We start from the raw sequence: 16994 nt of genomic DNA, 5'->3' as shown, positions 1-16994 counted from the left end.
TAATCAGCCCTCCTGAGCCGGATCCTCCTGCGAAGAAGCCAAAGGCTTGGTGAATGGGAACAGAATGGTTTCGCGGATTCCCAAACCGGTCAGTGCCATGAGCAGACGGTCGAGTCCCATTCCCATTCCACCGGTCGGCGGCATTCCGTGTTCCATCGCCATGAGGAAGTCCTCATCGAGGCCCATCGCCTCATCGTCGCCGCGAGCGGCGTCCGCGGCCTGAGCTTCGAAACGCTGACGCTGGATGATCGGGTCGACGAGCTCCGAATAGCCCGTGGCCAGTTCGAAGCCGCGCACGTAGAGATCCCACTTCTCCACGACGCCCTTCTTCGTCCGGTGCTCACGCACCAGTGGTGAGGTGTCGACCGGGAAATCGGTGACGAAGGTCGGAGCCCACAGCTTGTCCTGGTAGAAGTGCTCCCACAGCTCTTCGACGTACTTCCCATGCGATCGGAAGACACCGCCCAGGTCGACGTTGTTGTCGGCGGCGATCTTGTCGAGGACGTCCATTCCGGTCTCCGGGGTCACTTCGACACCTGATTCCTCGGACAGGGAGTCGTACATGCTCACGACCGGCCAGTCTCCGCCGAAGTCGTATTCGGCGCCGTCGTCGAGAGTGACGACGAGCGAGCCTGTCGCCTCCTGAGCGGCATTCTGGATGAGGGTCTTCGTCAGATCAGCGATCGAATGGTAGTCGCCGAAGGACTGGTAGGCCTCGAGCATCGCGAATTCCGGGGAATGCGTGGAATCAGCGCCCTCGTTGCGGAAATTGCGGTTGATCTCGAAGACGTTCTCGATTCCGCCGACGATCGCCCGCTTGAGGAACAGCTCCGGAGCGATCCGCAGGTACATGTCGATGTCGTAGGCGTTCATATGCGTCTTGAACGGGCGCGCCGAAGCTCCGCCGTGCATGGTCTGCAGCATCGGGGTCTCGATCTCGACGAAGTCCTGGTCGGCGAAGGTCTTCCGCAGCGACGACATCACCTTTGCGCGGGTGAGCATCGTCTCGCGAGCCTGTTCACGGGTGATGAGGTCGAGGTAGCGCTGACGGACACGGGTGTCCTCAGCCAGTTCGGTGTGCAGACCCGGCAGTGGGCGGATTGCCTTCGACGCCATGGCCCAGGAATCCGCGAGCACGGAGAGCTCACCGCGCTTGGACTTGATGACTCGTCCGTGCAGGAACAGAAAATCACCGAGGTCGACGTCGGTCTTGAAATCGTCGAGGCGCTGCTGGCCGACCTCACGCAGCGAGAGCATGCCCTGCAGGCGGGTGCCGTCACCGGCCTGCAGCGTCACGAAGCAGAGCTTGCCAGTGGTGCGGACGAAGACGACGCGGCCGATGACGCCGACGATGTCGTCGGTCTCCTCCCCCGTTTCGAGTCCGTCGTGGGCGGCGTGGACCTCGGCGAGGCTGTGGGTGCGGGACACCGTGACCGGGTAGGCATCGGTTCCGTTGTCGAGGAGACGCTGGCGCTTGTCCTTTCGGATCCGGATCTGTTCCGGATCGAGGTGTTCGGGTGAAAGGTCTGCGTTCTCAGGTGTCTTCGAGTCGGTGTTCGCCATGCTTCAAGGCTACCGTGGACGGGCCGTGCGGGGGAATTCGACGTCAGTCCAGAGCGGTCAGTATCTGCTGTGCTTGGGCCTCTGTGATGCGCCCCATGGCCAGGGCCTTCGCAGTCGTGGATCGTGCGAGTGCGATGTAGCTGTTGCGCACCGCCGGGTTCGACCGGCTGAGGCTGAATTCGCTCAGTGCCGCCAGGTGCGCTTCGATGGTCCCGACGTCTCCGCGGCTGATCGGTCCGGTCAGCGCTTTGGGTCCGTTCTGCATCGTGTTGGCGACGCTGGCGTCGACAAGGGTGTGGAGGACAGCTGACGGATCGGAGACCCCTGCCTCGGTGAGCAGCTCCATGGCTTCGGTGAGGATCGTGATCGAATGATTCGATGCGTGGGTGATCGCCGCGTGATAGAGCGGACGGTCCGCCTCGGCGATGTCGATCGGTTCGGCACCGAGTTCGACGACGAGGGCCTCCCCCACCGGCCGGATCGGCGCGGGTGCGGTGACCGCGATCGTCGCCTGCCGCAGCCGGCTCAGATCGACTTCGGTTCCCGTGAAGGTCAGGGACGGGTGCAGAGCGATGGGCAGAGCGCCGAGGCTGGTCCCGGCTTCGAGAACCTCGGTCCCGTACCGGCCGGAGCAGTGCACGAGGATCTGCCCAGCGTGGATGCGCCCGAGGTCGGCCAGGCCGGTGACCAGCGGCGCGATCTCGTCATCGGGGACGGCGAGGACCACGAGCTCGGCGCGTTCGGTGATCTCGTCCGGGTCGAGGACGGGCACTCCGGGCAGCATGGCCTCGGCACGTTCGAGGCTCGCCGCCGAGGTGGCGCTGACCCCGATGATCGCATGACCGGCCTGCCTCCAGGCGGCACCGATGCTCGCTCCGACTCGGCCGCAGCCGATGATGCCGATGCCCAGCCTGGGTGCGTCGCCGTGGCTCATCCGTCGTCCTCCTCGAGCGTCTGTGTCCGTTTGGTGTGCACGCTCTTGCCGGCGGAGTCGAAGCGCTGACGAGCGATGCGGGTGCGTTCAGCGTGTTCGATGAAGAACCGCTTGGCGTCCTCGTCGCTCTGATGGGTCACGCGCGGGTCGATCGGTCCGGCGGTCGAGTGCACCGACACCGTGCCGAGGCCGCGGGCGCGCATCAGCGGACCCTGGTGATAGCGCAGGGACTGCACGCGCACATGCGGGACGAAGTCGACGCGACGGTCGAGTGCACCGAGGCGCAGGACGAGCAGCGAGCCGGTCAGCGCATAGGCCCGCCGCTTCCACACGAGTGGATCGAGGATCCTGGAGGACCGGGGTTGGCCGTAGAAGAGGGCTTCGGCATCAGCCGACTGCGGATGCGTCGACTTGCGGTCGTACATCGCCGAGCGGACGAGGGTGTCGGCGGCAACCCCCTCGGGCAGCTGCGGGTCGGGCAGAGCGAGGCCGACCATGAGCAGAGCCTGGTCGACATCGCCGACGGGCAGCAGCAGATTCGAGTCATTGCCGCTGCTGTCACTGGCGATGTTGTACTCGGCCTGCCACCATCCGGCCCACCGCCACAGCAGCGGCTGATGCAGGCACACCGCCTGAATCCGATCGAGCGGAATGACTTTGCGGGAGGTGGAGAACAGTCCGTGGTTGACGGCGAGCCCGGATTCGCCGAGGCGGACGACGAAGTTCGCATTGTCGAGATTCTTCCGGAACACGGAGAAGGCCGCGAAGACACCGGGCAGGACACCGACGAGGATCGGAATGAAAGCCTCCTTGATGCCGAGTGCCAACATCACGATGGCAGTAGCGACGACAGCCAGCACCACGATGACGGAGATGAGGGTTTCGGTCTTGAGCAGGGAGGCGACGACGACACGGTGGACGGGGACCCGGATGATTTCGCCCTCGTCCCCGACCCTCGGCGAGAGGTGATACGGAGCGAGCAGATCGCCCAGGCTGCCTTCGGCTTCGGAGGAGAAACCGTCGGCCATGGCGCCGAGGCGTTTGGTCAGTCGCACGCCGAGGCTGTCGTCGCCGCGTTCGGGAACGGACCGGTCGACACCTGACTCCGGTCCGGTTCCGAGGCCGCCGATCGCCGGTGCGGAGCCCACCGGTTCGGTCGGCGACGCGGCGCTGACCGAACCGTCCTCCGACGCGACCGCACGCGTTTCACCCTCGGGTGCGTTCGTACCCTGCTGCTTCTTCGTCCTGACGGTGCGCAGGAGTTCGTCGCGCAGCTCCTCGGCGCGTTTCTTCGACAGGTACTTCAGCGAGATGTTCGAATCGGTGCCGCCGGCGACGTCGAAGACGAGTTCGGCCATACCGAGCACGCGCGGCAGCAGCTTCTGCTGCAGGTCGATGGACTGCACTCGGTCCAGACGGGCTTTGCGCAGCTTCTTCGACAGCAGTCCGCGCCGATAGTAGATCGCCTCGGCGTCGACACGGTAGCCCATCACCCTCCAGGCCAACCAGCTGAAGAAGGCGGTGAGCAGGAGGATGAGGATGATTCCGCCGACGACCGCGAGGATCACGAGCGGATGGGAACGCAGCCAGCCGGCGAACGTGAGGTCGACGGACTTGCCGGTGGCGAGGTCCTCGACCGCCGATTGGATGAAGTTCTGCAGACCGTATGCGGCGGCGATGACGATGCCGACGAGGACGCCGATGCTCTCGAGGATCGGCGTGAGCGGGTGGACGCGGTGCCAGACTTCGGGGGCGGCCGCCTCGGCGACGGCTCCCCTGTTCTCCACCGCATCTGCGGAGGTGCGAGTCTGCTCTGCTGAGGTATGAGCCGGCTCGGCGGGGTTCGGTTCCTCGCTCATCGTCACAGTCCCGCCAGGTTGGCCTGGCCGAGTCCGGCGAGGCTGTCGCGCAGGCGGTCGGCCTCGGCGCGGGGCAGCCCCGGGATCGTCGCATCGGTGGCCGCCGAGGCGGTGTGGAGTTTGACGGTGGCCAGGCCGAACATGCGGTCGATGGGTCCGGCGTCGACGTCGACGAACTGCAGGCGCCCGTAGGGTACGACGGTGGCTTTGTGGAACATGATCCCGCGGCGGATGAGCAGGTCGTCCTCCCGTTCGGCATAGCCGATGGCCCGGGCCTGACGAAGGATGACGATGGTGGAGATGATCCCGTAGACGAGGATGGCCACCCAGATGAGATGCAGCCAGGGCACATCGGAGGTGAAGATGATCGCGAAGACCAGAGCGACGACGAACAGCGGCACCAGGAGGGTCAGACCCGCGAGTACCTCCTTCATCCCGTATTTCGGGCTGACCCGGTTGAAGGGCACATCGGCTCCGATGGTGAAGGACGGGTCGCGGTTCATGCGGTTTCAGCTCCCGGCGGGTCTTGGGGTGGGATCTCGCAGAATCCCTCGACGATCATGCCGACGATCATGAGCACAGCGGCCGAGATCATCGCGACAAGCATACCTGCGGCCAGATCGTTGCGGATGCCTGGGGCCGACAGGAAGTAGTAGCCCGCGTTCCCGAGGTACCAACCAGCCAGACCTGCTCCGGTCAGGGCGCTGGCTTTGGCCATGATCGCCACTCGAGCCGCTTGGATCGGGTCGATCTCCTTCGTGCGGTCCCCATCGTTCCATTTCTTGATCGGCCAGCCGAGCAGGAACAGGACGGCGGCGAGGACGAGCATGCCGATGATGGCGAACCACGGCAGTCCGGGCAGCGAGAACCCTTGGCTTTCGAGCACCACATCGACCACGATCGCGAGAACCGTGCCGATCACGGCCCAGACGGCGAGGGTGGACGAGGAGGTTCTCTGCATGGTTCCCAGTGTCTCAGATCGCGAGCGGTTATCCAGGGGTGATTCGGGCGATGTCCTGATCATCGAGTTCCGCCAGGACTGCGCTGATGGACCGGCGTCCCTGTGGGGTGTCGATGAGTGTGTCGCCGACGAGTTCGGCCCAGGGAGCGAGCACGAAGGCGCGCTCATGGGCGCGCGGGTGCGGCAGGGTCAGTCTCGGGGTCCGACTGTCCAGCTCTGCGCCTTCGGTTCCGAAGCGGATGAGGTCGATGTCGAGGGTGCGCGGCCCCCACCGCAGCTGCCTGGTCCGCCCACAGGCGACTTCGATTCCCTGCGCCACCGACAGCAGCTCGAGCGCCGACAGTGAGGTGGACACGAGCAGTCCTACGTTGAGGAAGTCGTTCTGTTCGACCCCTCCCCAGGGTGCGGTGCGGAAGAGCGAGGACCGGCGCGTGACGGTGATCTCCGGGTGCCGATCGAGCGCGGCAACCGCCTGATCGAGGGTGTCCGCAGCATCGCCGAGATTCGCCCCGAGGTTGAGATACGCCTCGGTCTCAGTGGCCGCGGTCTCTCCCGCCGAGGCGGCCGCAGGGGTGGTGCGGAACCGTTCGACGCGGATGCGCACATCGTCGAAGGCCCGCTGGATCGGTGCGGAGGGTTTGTGGACGACGACTTCGACATGTTCGCACAGGTTCAGGCAGTGGTCGGCGATGCGTTCGGCGAGGGTTTCGATGAGGTCGAAGGTGTTGTCCTCGACGATGCCGGCGACGTCTTCGGCCAGCTCCCCGTAATGGATCGTCTCGGTGAGGTCGTCAGTGGCTGCTGCCCGTTCGACCGAAGTGTGCAGGGTGACGTCGATGACGAAATCCTGACCCTCGCGCTTCTCGAAGTCGAAGACCCCGTGGTTGCCGCGCACCGTCAGCCCGCGCAGTTCGATGCGGTCGGGGGCCGACTCGATGCCGGTCATTGCGAGACTCCGCCGGAGCCCGGATTCGCTGCGGGGTGCGCTGCCGGGGAGTGTTGCCCGACCGCGGCGATGACCTTGCAGGCGATCGCCGAGGTGGCCGGATCGTGGACACGGACCGCCCAGGCACCGGCCTGCGCGGAGATCGCGGAGATCGTGGCCGTGGCTTGGTCCTTCGCCGCCGGTTCGGCCTGCTTCGGGTCGTCGGGGCTGAGCAGGGAGGCGATGAAGCGCTTCCTGCTGGCGGCGACGAGGAGACGATGGTCGAGGGCCGCGAATTCGTCGAGCGCGGCCAGCAGCTGCCAGTTGTGATCGGCGTTCTTCGAGAAGCCGAGGCCGGGGTCGACGATGATGTTCTCCGGCTTCACGCCGACGGCGATGGCTTCGTCGATGCGGGTGCGCAGTTCGGCGATCACCTCGGCGACGACATCGTCGTAGTGGAAGGTCGCCGACGCCTGGCCGAGGTAGCCGCGCCAGTGCATGAGCACGATCGGAGCGCTCGTTTCGGCGGCGACGCTGAGCATGGTGGGATCCGACTGTCCGGCGGAGACGTCGTTGATGATGTCAGCACCGGCTGCCAGGGACTCTTCGGCGACTCGGGCACGCATCGTGTCGACGCTGATCACGGCTCCAGCGGCGGCGAGTTCACGGACGACCGGGACGACGCGACGCAGCTCTTCGGCTTCGTCGACGCGAGCCGATCCCGGTCGCGTCGATTCGCCTCCGACGTCGATGATGTCGGCGCCGGTGGCCATGAGTTCGAGTCCGTGGGCGACGGCACGGTCGTGGTCGAACCACAGTCCGCCGTCGGAGAAGGAGTCGGGGGTGACGTTGAGAACGCCCATGACCTGCGTCGTCTTCACTGCTGAATGATCCATCGCTGTGTGATCCGTGCTCTGGTCTCAGCGACCGAGGATGAGACTCATCGCTTCGGCTCTGGAGGCGCTGTCGCGCAGCTGCCCGCGCACGGCCGAGGTGATCGTCGAGGCACCGGGCTTGCGGACGCCGCGCATGGTCATGCACAGGTGTTCGGCCTCGACGACGACGATGACGCCCTGCGGGTCGAGGTGGTCGACGAGCGCATCGGCGATCTGCGAGGTCAGGCGTTCCTGCACCTGGGGGCGACGAGCATAGATCTCGACGAGGCGGGCCAGTTTCGACAGTCCCGTGACCTTGCCGTTCCTGCTCGGGATGTAGCCGATATGGGCGACACCGTGGAAGGGCACCAGATGGTGTTCGCAGGTGGAGTACAGGTCGATCTCGCGGACGAGGACGAGTTCCTCATGACTGAGATCGAAGGTGACGCCGAGGACTTCGGCCGGGTCGCGGTGGAGCCCGGCGAAGATCTCCTCATAGGCCCGGGCCACCCGGCCCGGAGTCTCAACCAGACCTTCCCGGTCGGGGTCTTCGCCCACGGCGATGAGGATCTCACGCACTGCAGCGGCGATGCGCTCCTGGTCGACCTTGTTCTCCTGCCCGGCGGGAGCGGGCCCGAGGCCGGCGGAGACCTCTTCGATATCGGCCATCAGTCGTTGTTCCCTCTGTCTTCGTTCGTTTCATTCGTCCCCGGTCCGCCTGTTCCGGGACCACCCGTGCCCGGGCCGGTGGGACCGGTCGATCCCCCAGCAGGGCCGCCCGTCGGGCCGGTGGGACCGTTCGGGTTCTCGGGTCCCGGCGGGTTGTGGGGAACATGAGGTCCGCTGACCCCGGTGGGTCCGGCTCCGGGGAGATCGGTGGTGTCCACCTCGGCGCCGGTCGACCCGTCACCGGCATTGCGCTCACTCTGCGGTGCGGGCGGGACGATGGGGCCGCGTTCGGACACGGGACGATCATCATGTGCCAGCCACACCTCGCGGGTGGTGCGCTTGACGACGGGTGCGAAGATCTCCTCGAGGGCCGCCTGGTCGAGCGTTTCGCGTTCGAGCAGCTGGTAGGCGAGGTCGTCGAGCACATCGCGATTGTGCGTCAGCGCCCAGTAGGCGTCGGCATGTGCGGAGTCGATGAGACCGCGAACCTCGGCATCGATCGAGGACAGGGTCGAATCCCCGTACTCGTCGCCGCCGCCGTAGCCGCGTCCGGCGAAGGGCTCGGACTGGTCCTCGCCAATCTTGACCATGCCCAGCTTCTCGCTCATGCCGTACTGAGTGATCATCTTGCGGGCGATGTTCGTCGCCTTCTCGATGTCGTTGCTCGCCCCGGTCGTCGGGTCGTGGAAGACGATCTCCTCGGCCACTCGGCCGCCCATCGCATAGGCGAGCTGGTCGAGGAGCTCATTGCGGGTCGTCGAGTACTTGTCTTCGCTGGGCAGCACCATGGTGTAGCCCAGTGCTCGTCCGCGCGGGAGGATCGTGACCTTCGTGACCGGGTCGGTCTGATTCATGGCCGCTGCGACGAGCGCATGTCCGCCTTCGTGGTAGGCGGTGACGAGCCGCTCCTTGTCGTTCATCAGGCGGGTCCGCTTCTGCGGACCGGCGATGACGCGGTCGATGGCTTCGTCGAGGATCCGGTTGTCGATGACCTTCGCATCCTCACGCGCGGTGAGCAGAGCCGCCTCGTTGAGGACATTGGCCAGGTCAGCACCGGAGAACCCGGGGGTCCGCTTGGCGACCTGGCCGAGGTCGACTTCGTCGGCCAGCGGTTTGTCGGCGGCATGGACCTCGAGGATGTGCTTGCGGCCCTTCATATCCGGGGCTTCGACGGGGATCTGCCGGTCGAAGCGACCGGGGCGCAGCAGCGCCGGGTCGAGGACGTCGGGCCGGTTGGTCGCGGCAATGAGGATGACATTGGTCTTGACGTCGAATCCGTCCATCTCGACGAGCAGCTGGTTGAGCGTCTGTTCGCGCTCGTCGTGGCCGCCGCCCATTCCGGCGCCGCGCTGGCGGCCGACAGCGTCGATCTCGTCGATGAAGATGATGCAGGGAGCGTTGGACTTCGCCTGCTCGAACAGGTCACGCACGCGGGAGGCTCCGACGCCGACGTACATCTCGACGAAGTCGGAGCCGGAGATCGAGTAGAACGGGACTCCGGCCTCGCCGGCGACCGCCTTGGCCAGCAGCGTCTTGCCCGTACCGGGCTGACCGTAGAGGAGCACGCCCTTGGGGATCTTCGCCCCCACGGCCTTGAACTTATCCGGTTCGGCGAGGAACTCCTTGATCTCTTCGAGCTCTTCGAGGGCTTCGTCCACTCCGGCGACGTCGGTGAAAGTGACGTCCGGGTTCTCCTTGTTGACGAGCTTCGCCTTCGACTTGCCGAAGTTCATCATCTTCCCGCCCGACATCTGCGAGATCAGGAACCAGAAGACGACGAAGATGATGACGAACGGAATGAGCGTGCCCAGCAGCGACATCAGCCAGCTCTGCTTGGGAACCTCATCGGTGAAGCCCTTGTCCGGGCCCGCGGTGTCGACGGCCTTGACGACCTGTTCGCCGCGCTGTTCGACGTAGAAGAACTGGACCTTCTTGCCGAAGTCCTTGTCGTCGACCTTGAAGTCGTCCTTGAGCGTGAGGTCGACGCGTTGGTCCTTGTCGACGATCTTGGCCTGTTCGACCTTGTCGTCCTTCAGCAGCTCCAGACCCTGTTCGGTGTCGATCTGGCTGAATCCGGACTGGCTGAACAGCAGAGCACCGATCGATACGACGAGCAGTGCCAGGACGATCCAGACCAATGGGCCCTTCGTCGCCTTGTTCAGCAGGGGGCGACGTTTGTTCGACTCGGCCATAAGTCCTCTCAGGAAAAAGATGTGGGCAACCGTTTCAGGCTACCGAGGCTGCCTGGGAACATCCCCCACAGCCTAGTACTTCGCACCCCTATAGCCCGAATGCGTGCCGGATCTGTTCCGTCACACGCCCCGGACTCGGCCCAGGTTCGCCGCGGGCGTAAAATGCGGAGCCGGCGGGCTCAGCTGTAGACGTGCTGAGCCAGGGTCGCGACGAAGGGCACATTGCGGTACTTCTCGGCGTAGTCGAGGCCGTAGCCGATGACGAACTCATTGGGCACGTCGAAGCCGACGTACCTGACGTCGATGTCGACCTTGACGGCTTCGGGCTTGCGCAGCATGGTGCAGATCTCGACGGTCGCGGCGCCACGGGTGCGCAGGTTCTGGACCAGCCAGGACAGGGTCAGCCCCGAGTCGATGATGTCTTCGACGATGAGGACGTGACGGTCGGTGAGGTCGGTGTCGAGGTCTTTGAGGATGCGCACGACGCCGGAGGATTTGGTGCCCGATCCGTAGGAGGACACGGCCATCCAGTCCATCGTCACCGGTGAGTGCAGGGCGCGCGCGAGGTCGGCCATGACCATGACAGCCCCCTTGAGGACGCCGACGAGGAGAATGTCCTTGCCCTTGTAGTCTTCATCGATGGCGGCGGCCAGTTCAACGAGTCGTGCGGCTATCTGCTCTTCCGAAACGAGTACTTTTTCGATGTCATTGCCGAGATCGTTGATGTCCACGAGTGTTGATTCTCCTCAGAAGTGGGTCCTGGAGATTCCATTATGGGTCACTTTGCCTCACCGGTGCCAGTGTGCCCGGGCCGCGATGCCAGTTCGTCGTCGACATTTCCCGGACCGGCTGACAGCCAGCCGGTGATCGCCATGAGCGCGGAGATGACGACCATGAACCACAGCGGCACCTGCCAGCCGCCGCTCCACCCGAGCAGCCCGCCCACGGCCAGGGGGCCCAGCGCGGCGAGCACATAACCCGAGGACTGGACGAATGCCGAGGTCGAGGCCGTGACGGAGACCTCGCGGGTGCGCGAGGTGATCAGCGCCAGCGCGGCGGGGAAGGCGAATCCGCCGTAGCCGAGCAGAACCGCCCACAGCCAGGGGGTGGTGGCCGGGCTGAGCAGCAGTCCCGTATAGCCGGCGACGGCGCTGACGCCGAAGGAGACGAGGAAGGCGCGTGGGGCGATGCTGCGGACGATGATCTGCGGGGCGAGGAATCCGCCGGGCAGGCCGCCGAAGGTCACGATCGTGAGCATGATTCCGGCGAGGAACGGGTCGAGTCCGGCGTCGCGGTAGATCTGCGGCACCCACCCGAACTGGACATAGGCGTTGGCCGATTGGAGGCCGAAGAACATCGCCATGTACCGGGCTTTGGGCGAGGCGAAGACCGCTCGCCGAGGCTGCGCTTCCACCCGTTCGCCATCGGGCTCTGCCGCCGGCCCGGAGAGGATGGGCACGGACTTCAGAGTCCGCAGCACCGTCCAGGTGATGAGGGCTGCGAAGGGCAGCACGGCCCAGAAGCCGAGGCCGACGCGCCACCCGCCGAACGATTCGGCCAGGGGCGCTGTGAACAGTGAGGGCAGCATCGAACCCAGTCCCAGAGAGACGGTGAACGTCGTGGCACCGAGGGTGGGCCGATGCGGGAAGCGGGACTTGACGTAGACGGGCAGGATGACGTTGCCGATCGACATTCCGGCCAGGGCCAGGACGGTGAGCAGCGCGAAGGCCACCCATTCGGTGACGATGGAGCGCAGTCCGATGCCTGCGACGATGAAGGCGGCGCTCATGGCCAGAGCGGAGAACAGGCCGAATCGTCTGAGCAGGGGCACAGCGATGATGCCGCAGATCGCGAACACGAGTCCCGGCAGAGCGGTGAGCAGACCGGTCTGCCATTCAGCCAGGGAGAATCCCTCTTTGACTTCGGAGAGCACGGGGCCCAGCGACGAGGCGGCCGGACGCAGTGAGGCGGCGATGAGGACGAGACAGGCCAAGGCCAGAACGTCGAGACCGCGGGAGCGTCGGAATCCCTGCTCGGGCGAAGTCGTCATGGCCACATCCTTTCAGATGCCTGTCATCGATCGGCGGCGGGGACGGCGACGGGCCCATGCCGCCTCCGATGGTATACCGTTCTCACGCCTTAGGCTGAACCCATGACGACTGTGAAGAATGTGCGGCTGTTTCCGCGTGTGCCCGAGTCCCCGGCCGTCGATGTCGAGATCTCCGAGGGCCGGTTCTCCGGCTTCTCGCCCGCTGACGGCTCCTCCCCTGCTCCGCCTTCCACGCTCGATCCCGAGGGCTCCGCTGCCGCGGTCGACGTCATCGATGGGGCGGGGCGGATCCTGCTGCCCAGCCTCGGCGATGTCCATGCTCATCTGGATTCGAATCGGTTGGGTCAGACGTTCCGCCCGCACACCGCCGACGGCACTCTGCACGGGTACATCATGAACGATCGCCGGAATTGGCGGCACGGTGAGCGCAGCGTCGGCGATCAGGCCACGTATGCGATTGCGAGGATCATCGCCTCCGGGGGCACACGCATCCGCTCGCACGCTCAGGTCGACGCCGACTGCGGGCTCGAGCGCTTCCACGGAGTCAAGGCCGCGCTCGAGGCGCATGCCGATGTTCTCGAAGGCCAGATCGTGGCGTTTCCGCAGGCAGGGATCGTCAGCGAGAAGGGTGTGCGGGAGCTGCTCGATGCAGCTCTGAGCGAGGGTGCCGACCTCGTCGGTGGTCTCGATCCGCTGCTCTACGACCGGGATCCGGCGTCTCACCTGGACACGGTGTTCGCTCTCGCGGACAGGCACGGCAAGGGCATCGACATCCACCTGCATGAAGCGGGCACCGCGGGACTGTTCTCCCTCGAGGAGATCGCGGCCCGCACTCGGGCCGCGGGCATGGCCGGGCAGGTCACGGTGTCTCATGCTTTCGCGCTCAACACGAATCCCGAACCCGAGGTGGCCGGGATCCTCGATGCCCTCGCCGAGGCGGGAGTGGCCCTGACGACTGTCGCCCCAGCCAAAGGAGTGCTGCCCCAAGCTGCGATCGCTCACCGTCGCCTGACTCTGGGGCTCGGTGAGGACGGGCAGCGGGACTGCTGGAGCCCGTACGGCGACGGCGATCTGCTGCGTCGGACCTGGCAGCTGGCGTTCACGAACGGGTTCCGGCTCGATGCCGATATCGAAGGCTGTCTCGATATCGCCTCGCGTGGGGGCGCCCGGGTCATGGCCGGCGCCCGCCCGGACGGCTCGGCGCTGATCGGCGATTCCCGGTTCGGTCTGGGAGTGGGTGCTCCCGCCGATTTCGTGCTGGTCGATGCCGATACGGTCACCTCGGCGGTCATGGACTGCCCGCCTGATCGAGATGTGTTCAAGGCGGGCCGACTCATCGCCTCCGGCGGTGAGCTGATCGGCGGGGCTCGGCTGGGCTGAGTCTCAGCGGGCTTTCGCGGCTGTTCGGAATACGGCCTGACCGTCCGAGACGACGACTTCCGTGTCTCCCGGCAGGGACAGGCGACCGCGTGCGCGGTCGCGGATGAGGGCACAGAGTTCGGCGACCCGCACCGCTCCGAGGTTCTGGCCGGGCACACCGAGTGAGACCACCCACTCTCTCACGACCCGGCTGAACACCGCGTCGTCGAGTGCGGTGAAGATCTCCACCGGCACCGAGGCGACTCCCCTGATCCGCTGCCCCTCCGCCTCGGCACGGGCATCGATGAAATCGGCGTCGGCTCGGCACAGATCGGCGGTGCGGGCGAGGTTCGCGGTGATCGGCTGGCCGAGTTCGGCTTCGACTCCGGCCAGCAGCCGCCGGGCCCGGATACGGGTGAACGCGGTGTCGGCATTCATCGGGTCGTTCCAGACCTCGACGCCTTGCGCCCGGCACGATGCTTCGGTCTGGTCCCGGTCGAGGCCGAGCAGGGGGCGCATCAGGTGTCCGGTCAGTGGGCTCATCCCGGCCAGTGACCGGGTGCCCGATCCGCGCATGAGGCCGAGCAGCACGGTCTCGGCCTGGTCCCTGCGGGTGTGGGCGGTGAGGATCCAGTCGGCTCCGGCCGCGGTCCGTGCGGTTTCGAGGGCGGCATAGCGGGCGGTGCGTGCAGCGGCTTCGAGCCCTTCTTCTCCGGCATCGATGCTCACCGGCATGACCTCGGCGGGCATGCCCCATGATTCGGCGGCGGCAGCGACGCGGGCGGCGACCTCGGCGGTGACTGTTTGGAGTCCGTGGTCGACGGTGACGGCACGGGCGCGGATCTCACCGCGGCGGTGGAGGAATGCGGTCGCGTGGAGGAGCGCCATCGAATCCGCTCCCCCGGACACCGCGACGATGACTCCCGGATCCGAGGCTCCGGCTGCCGCGAGTCCGGCCCGGACTGCATTGCGGATGGCTCCGCTGGCCGGGTCGAGGCTCGGCCGCCTCGGCGAGGTCCTGCCGTGCGAACCCTCAGCCGTGGACACGGTCGAGCCAGAGCTGCGGTTCGTGGATCTCTGCTGTGCGCGGCAGGTTCGCAGGTTCGGCATAGATGCGGGAGAAGCCCTTCTGCCCGACCTCACGGCGGACGGCGCGAACGAACTTCGCTCCGTCACGATACTGCGCGAGCTTGAGGTCCATCCCGAGCAGATTTGTGAGGAATCCGCCTTGGCTGGCATCACGCCGGGCCTCGAACCTGCGGCGCAGCCTGCGGACACTCGGGATCACTCCGGCGCCGACCTCGTCCATGACGACATCGGCATGGCCTTCGAGCAGGGACAGGATCGCGGTGGCCTCGTCCAGAGCGGTGCGCATGTTCTCGTCGCGGATGAGGTCGACGATGCTGGCCTCACCCTTGATGATGCGCCCGAATGTGGCGAAGAGGTCGACGATGCCGCCGACTCCCGGCATCGTCAGCCGGGTCGACACGGCCCCGGAGAGCAGCGTGCGCATATGCTCGCGCAGCCAGGGGGCGGTCGCGAACTGCACTTGGTGGGTGGCTTCGTGGAGGGCCACCCACATGCGGAAGTCACGCGGGTCGACATCCATCGCCTTCTCCGCGATGAGCACGGCGGGAGCGACGAACATCAGTCTCCCCGTCTTCACGGAGAAGGGATCGAACTGGCCGAGCACGCGGGTCGACAGGAGTGAGAGCACTCCCGCGACCTCGACGGCACCCGCCTTCGCGGTGGCGGAGCTGACGGGGGCGGGCAGTGCCGCCTCGTCGAGCATTCCGTTGACGGACTGGGCATTGGCTTTGACCCAGCTGACCTGGTCGAGGACGAGCACGGAACCGGCGGCGAGCCTGTTGCGGACAGCATCGGCCTGCTCCGGGGGCAGCAGGAACGAGTCGAGCACGAGGTCCTGCGCGGTCAGCGCATTGTCCTTCATCCCGGTCACGAGCGCGTCGAGCACACCCCGTTCGGGGACCTTCGCTGCGGAGACGAGCTCACGAGCGGTGCGGGCGGCGAAATCCTCATCGATGATCATCGGCAACCACAGTTCGCGAGTGCGGTGACGATATCGTCCACGGTCTTCCTGGCTTCCAAGATCTTGTCCTTATCCACGTCGTCGATCTGGATGGAGAATACGAGATAGCGTCCCTCCGCGTCGAGCACCCCTCCGGCCAGGGAGGTCACCGTCGAGAGAGTCCCGGTCTTCGCATGCACCACGCCGGAGGCGTTCTTCTCATCACCGAACCGATCATGCAGGGTGCCGGTCAGCCCGCCGACAGGGAAGTAGCTGACGAGACCGGCCAGAGAATCGTCGGCGACGACGGAGGCCTGCAGGACTGTCGTGAGATCATGCGGGGCGATCCGGTTGTCGTACGACAGCCCCGAGGTGTCGACGAGGTGGGTGCGACCGAGGTCGACGGACTCGCCGAGGGATTCGAGCACCGCATCCGGGCCGTTGTCCAAGCTGCCTTCCTTGCCCTGGGCGATGGCGACTTCGTTGCCGAGCATCTCGGCGACGACGTTGTCGCTGTGCACGAGCGCGTATTCGACGATCTCGGAGATCGTCGCCGATTCCACCCGGGCGAGCTCGTCAGAGCCCTCGTCGTCGGTGGTGTCGGGCCCGTCCGCGGCGTCGGGGTCGGAGTCCTCGGACTCGGCGGCCGCCTCGGTGACGGTGATCCCGGTCTTCTTCAGTTCTTTTTCGAAGGTCGAGAACGCGTCCTGCGCCGGGTGTTCGCTGCGGCCGCGCCATTCGGCCTGCTTCGACCCGATATAGGCGGTGTCGACCATGATGGGCTGGATAGGGGTGATCACGCCCTTGGCGATATCGACCCGATCCCACCCGGGATCGAAGTCCTCGCCGACGTAGCGGCTCGTGTCCAGGTTGAGAGCCACCTCGGTGATGTTCTCGTCCTTGAGTTTCGCGGCGGTGTCCTCGGCCAGGGACCGCAGGCCGGCGTGGCCGTTGACCGAACCGGGATCGGAGTCCCCGGCGCCCAGCAGCACGTCCCCTCCACCGGTCAGGGTCAGGGTGTTCGTGTCCGCGTCGAAGTCCGTCGTCGTCGCCAAGCGCGTCTCCCCGCCGATCGCGGACAGGGCCGCGGCCGCGGTGAACACCTTCGTGACGGAGGCAGGAGTGCGCGGCTTCGTCTCATTCTTCGCGTAGAGGACATCGTCACTGAGACCGTCACGGACCTCGAGGCCGAAGCCTTTGACTTTCGACTCCTTGAGAATGGCGTCGATCTCTTTCGGGATCTGGGTGGGGACGGGGGCGGAATCGTCGACCGCCGAGGCGGGGGCGGACGCCTGCTGGGCGTGGGCTTGCGGGGCGGGCACGCTCTGGACCTCGACCTGGGGTTCGGTGGTGAGGACGCCGGGCAGGCCGGGCACGAGGTCATACGCGTCGACGACGGCATAGGCACCGAGGGCGAGGACGAGGACTCCCGCAGCGATCGCACCGCCCTTCTTCCGTCGCGAGCTCGTCTGCCTGCGGTCGCGGCGCGGGGAGCCGGAGTCCGACGGATTCTGCGGCGCATCGGTGTCGTTCAAACGCAGGCTCTCATTCCTCGACGACCGTGCAGTGGCCGCCGTC

Annotated in this window: 15 protein-coding genes; 1 reads left to right on the top strand and 14 read right to left on the bottom strand. The window is 66.2% G+C overall.

The window, feature by feature from the left end; translation table 11 throughout:
- Nucleotides 1-3: 3 nt before the first annotated feature.
- The 11 genes from lysS to EB835_RS11900 form a co-directional block, all read right to left on the bottom strand.
- The gene (lysS, locus tag EB835_RS11950; protein ID WP_135809693.1) at nt 4-1563 is read right to left on the bottom strand and encodes a lysine--tRNA ligase; all 1560 of its coding nucleotides are present in this window, start codon (nt 1561-1563) and stop codon (nt 4-6) included.
- Between the two features lie 43 nt (nt 1564-1606).
- Nucleotides 1607-2497, bottom strand: coding sequence for a Rossmann-like and DUF2520 domain-containing protein (locus tag EB835_RS11945; protein WP_135809692.1), 891 nt, complete (start codon nt 2495-2497; stop codon nt 1607-1609).
- On the bottom strand, nt 2494-4356 hold the full coding sequence (locus EB835_RS11940; RefSeq protein WP_135809691.1) for a PH domain-containing protein: 1863 nt from the start codon (nt 4354-4356) through the stop codon (nt 2494-2496). Before EB835_RS11940 ends, EB835_RS11945 begins: the two co-directional genes overlap by 4 nt.
- A gap of 2 nt (nt 4357-4358) precedes the next feature.
- A complete protein-coding gene (locus EB835_RS11935; RefSeq protein WP_135809690.1) occupies nt 4359-4859 on the bottom strand; it encodes a PH domain-containing protein in 501 nt (166 codons plus the stop codon).
- Complete coding sequence (locus EB835_RS11930; RefSeq protein WP_135809689.1) at nt 4856-5317, bottom strand: DUF3180 domain-containing protein; 462 nt, start codon at nt 5315-5317, stop codon at nt 4856-4858. The genes EB835_RS11935 and EB835_RS11930 overlap by 4 nt, the downstream gene beginning before the upstream one ends.
- A gap of 28 nt (nt 5318-5345) precedes the next feature.
- Nucleotides 5346-6263 (bottom strand): 2-amino-4-hydroxy-6-hydroxymethyldihydropteridine diphosphokinase, encoded by a 918-nt coding sequence (gene folK, locus EB835_RS11925; RefSeq protein WP_135809688.1) that lies wholly within the window; start codon nt 6261-6263, stop codon nt 5346-5348.
- The gene (gene folP / locus EB835_RS11920) at nt 6260-7105 is read right to left on the bottom strand and encodes a dihydropteroate synthase (protein WP_135809755.1); all 846 of its coding nucleotides are present in this window, start codon (nt 7103-7105) and stop codon (nt 6260-6262) included. Before folP ends, folK begins: the two co-directional genes overlap by 4 nt.
- Before the next feature lie 57 nt (nt 7106-7162).
- Complete coding sequence (gene folE / locus EB835_RS11915; protein WP_135809687.1) at nt 7163-7786, bottom strand: GTP cyclohydrolase I FolE; 624 nt, start codon at nt 7784-7786, stop codon at nt 7163-7165.
- Complete coding sequence (gene ftsH, locus EB835_RS11910) at nt 7786-9978, bottom strand: ATP-dependent zinc metalloprotease FtsH (RefSeq protein ID WP_135809686.1); 2193 nt, start codon at nt 9976-9978, stop codon at nt 7786-7788. Before ftsH ends, folE begins: the two co-directional genes overlap by 1 nt.
- Before the next feature lie 179 nt (nt 9979-10157).
- A complete protein-coding gene (hpt, locus tag EB835_RS11905) occupies nt 10158-10709 on the bottom strand; it encodes a hypoxanthine phosphoribosyltransferase (protein WP_135809685.1) in 552 nt (183 codons plus the stop codon).
- A gap of 47 nt (nt 10710-10756) precedes the next feature.
- Nucleotides 10757-12028, bottom strand: coding sequence for an MFS transporter (locus EB835_RS11900; protein ID WP_135809684.1), 1272 nt, complete (start codon nt 12026-12028; stop codon nt 10757-10759).
- A 102-nt stretch (nt 12029-12130) separates the two neighbouring features.
- On the opposite strand from EB835_RS11900, the gene EB835_RS11895 reads away from it, so the two are divergent.
- A complete protein-coding gene (locus EB835_RS11895; protein ID WP_135809683.1) occupies nt 12131-13408 on the top strand; it encodes an amidohydrolase family protein in 1278 nt (425 codons plus the stop codon).
- Between the two features lie 3 nt (nt 13409-13411).
- Here EB835_RS11895 and tilS read toward each other — a convergent pair whose 3' ends face one another.
- Genes tilS through dacB form a run of 3 tightly spaced genes read right to left on the bottom strand, consistent with a single transcriptional unit; the run spans nt 13412 to nt 16951 of the window.
- Nucleotides 13412-14434, bottom strand: a complete 1023-nt coding sequence (tilS, locus tag EB835_RS11890; protein WP_240688711.1) for a tRNA lysidine(34) synthetase TilS — start codon at nt 14432-14434, stop codon at nt 13412-13414.
- Nucleotides 14421-15437, bottom strand: a complete 1017-nt coding sequence (locus EB835_RS11885; protein WP_135809681.1) for a zinc-dependent metalloprotease — start codon at nt 15435-15437, stop codon at nt 14421-14423. The genes tilS and EB835_RS11885 overlap by 14 nt, the downstream gene beginning before the upstream one ends.
- Nucleotides 15434-16951 carry a D-alanyl-D-alanine carboxypeptidase/D-alanyl-D-alanine endopeptidase gene (gene dacB, locus EB835_RS11880; protein WP_240688710.1) on the bottom strand — a complete coding sequence of 506 codons (1518 nt, stop codon included), beginning with the start codon at nt 16949-16951 and terminating at the stop codon, nt 15434-15436. Before dacB ends, EB835_RS11885 begins: the two co-directional genes overlap by 4 nt.
- Nucleotides 16952-16994: the final 43 nt, after the last annotated feature.

The organism is Brevibacterium sp. S22, assembly GCF_004745485.1.
Taxonomy (GTDB): domain Bacteria; phylum Actinomycetota; class Actinomycetes; order Actinomycetales; family Brevibacteriaceae; genus Brevibacterium.
Note: the sequence above shows the minus strand (reverse complement) of the source record. Positions and strands in the feature narration are given on the sequence as shown.

Excerpts from the sequence above, each read along its gene's own strand:
- lysS (WP_135809693.1), bottom strand. The coding sequence starts at position 1,563 with ATGGCGAACACCGACTCGAAGACACCTGAGAACGCAGACCTTTCACCC.
- EB835_RS11945 (WP_135809692.1), bottom strand. The coding sequence starts at position 2,497 with ATGAGCCACGGCGACGCACCCAGGCTGGGCATCGGCATCATCGGCTGC.
- EB835_RS11940 (WP_135809691.1), bottom strand. The coding sequence starts at position 4,356 with ATGAGCGAGGAACCGAACCCCGCCGAGCCGGCTCATACCTCAGCAGAG.
- EB835_RS11935 (WP_135809690.1), bottom strand. The coding sequence starts at position 4,859 with ATGAACCGCGACCCGTCCTTCACCATCGGAGCCGATGTGCCCTTCAAC.
- EB835_RS11930 (WP_135809689.1), bottom strand. The coding sequence starts at position 5,317 with ATGCAGAGAACCTCCTCGTCCACCCTCGCCGTCTGGGCCGTGATCGGC.
- folK (WP_135809688.1), bottom strand. The coding sequence starts at position 6,263 with ATGACCGGCATCGAGTCGGCCCCCGACCGCATCGAACTGCGCGGGCTG.
- folP (WP_135809755.1), bottom strand. The coding sequence starts at position 7,105 with ATGGGCGTTCTCAACGTCACCCCCGACTCCTTCTCCGACGGCGGACTG.
- folE (WP_135809687.1), bottom strand. The coding sequence starts at position 7,786 with ATGGCCGATATCGAAGAGGTCTCCGCCGGCCTCGGGCCCGCTCCCGCC.
- ftsH (WP_135809686.1), bottom strand. The coding sequence starts at position 9,978 with ATGGCCGAGTCGAACAAACGTCGCCCCCTGCTGAACAAGGCGACGAAG.
- EB835_RS11900 (WP_135809684.1), bottom strand. The coding sequence starts at position 12,028 with ATGACGACTTCGCCCGAGCAGGGATTCCGACGCTCCCGCGGTCTCGAC.
- EB835_RS11895 (WP_135809683.1), top strand. The coding sequence starts at position 12,131 with ATGACGACTGTGAAGAATGTGCGGCTGTTTCCGCGTGTGCCCGAGTCC.
- EB835_RS11885 (WP_135809681.1), bottom strand. The coding sequence starts at position 15,437 with ATGATCATCGATGAGGATTTCGCCGCCCGCACCGCTCGTGAGCTCGTC.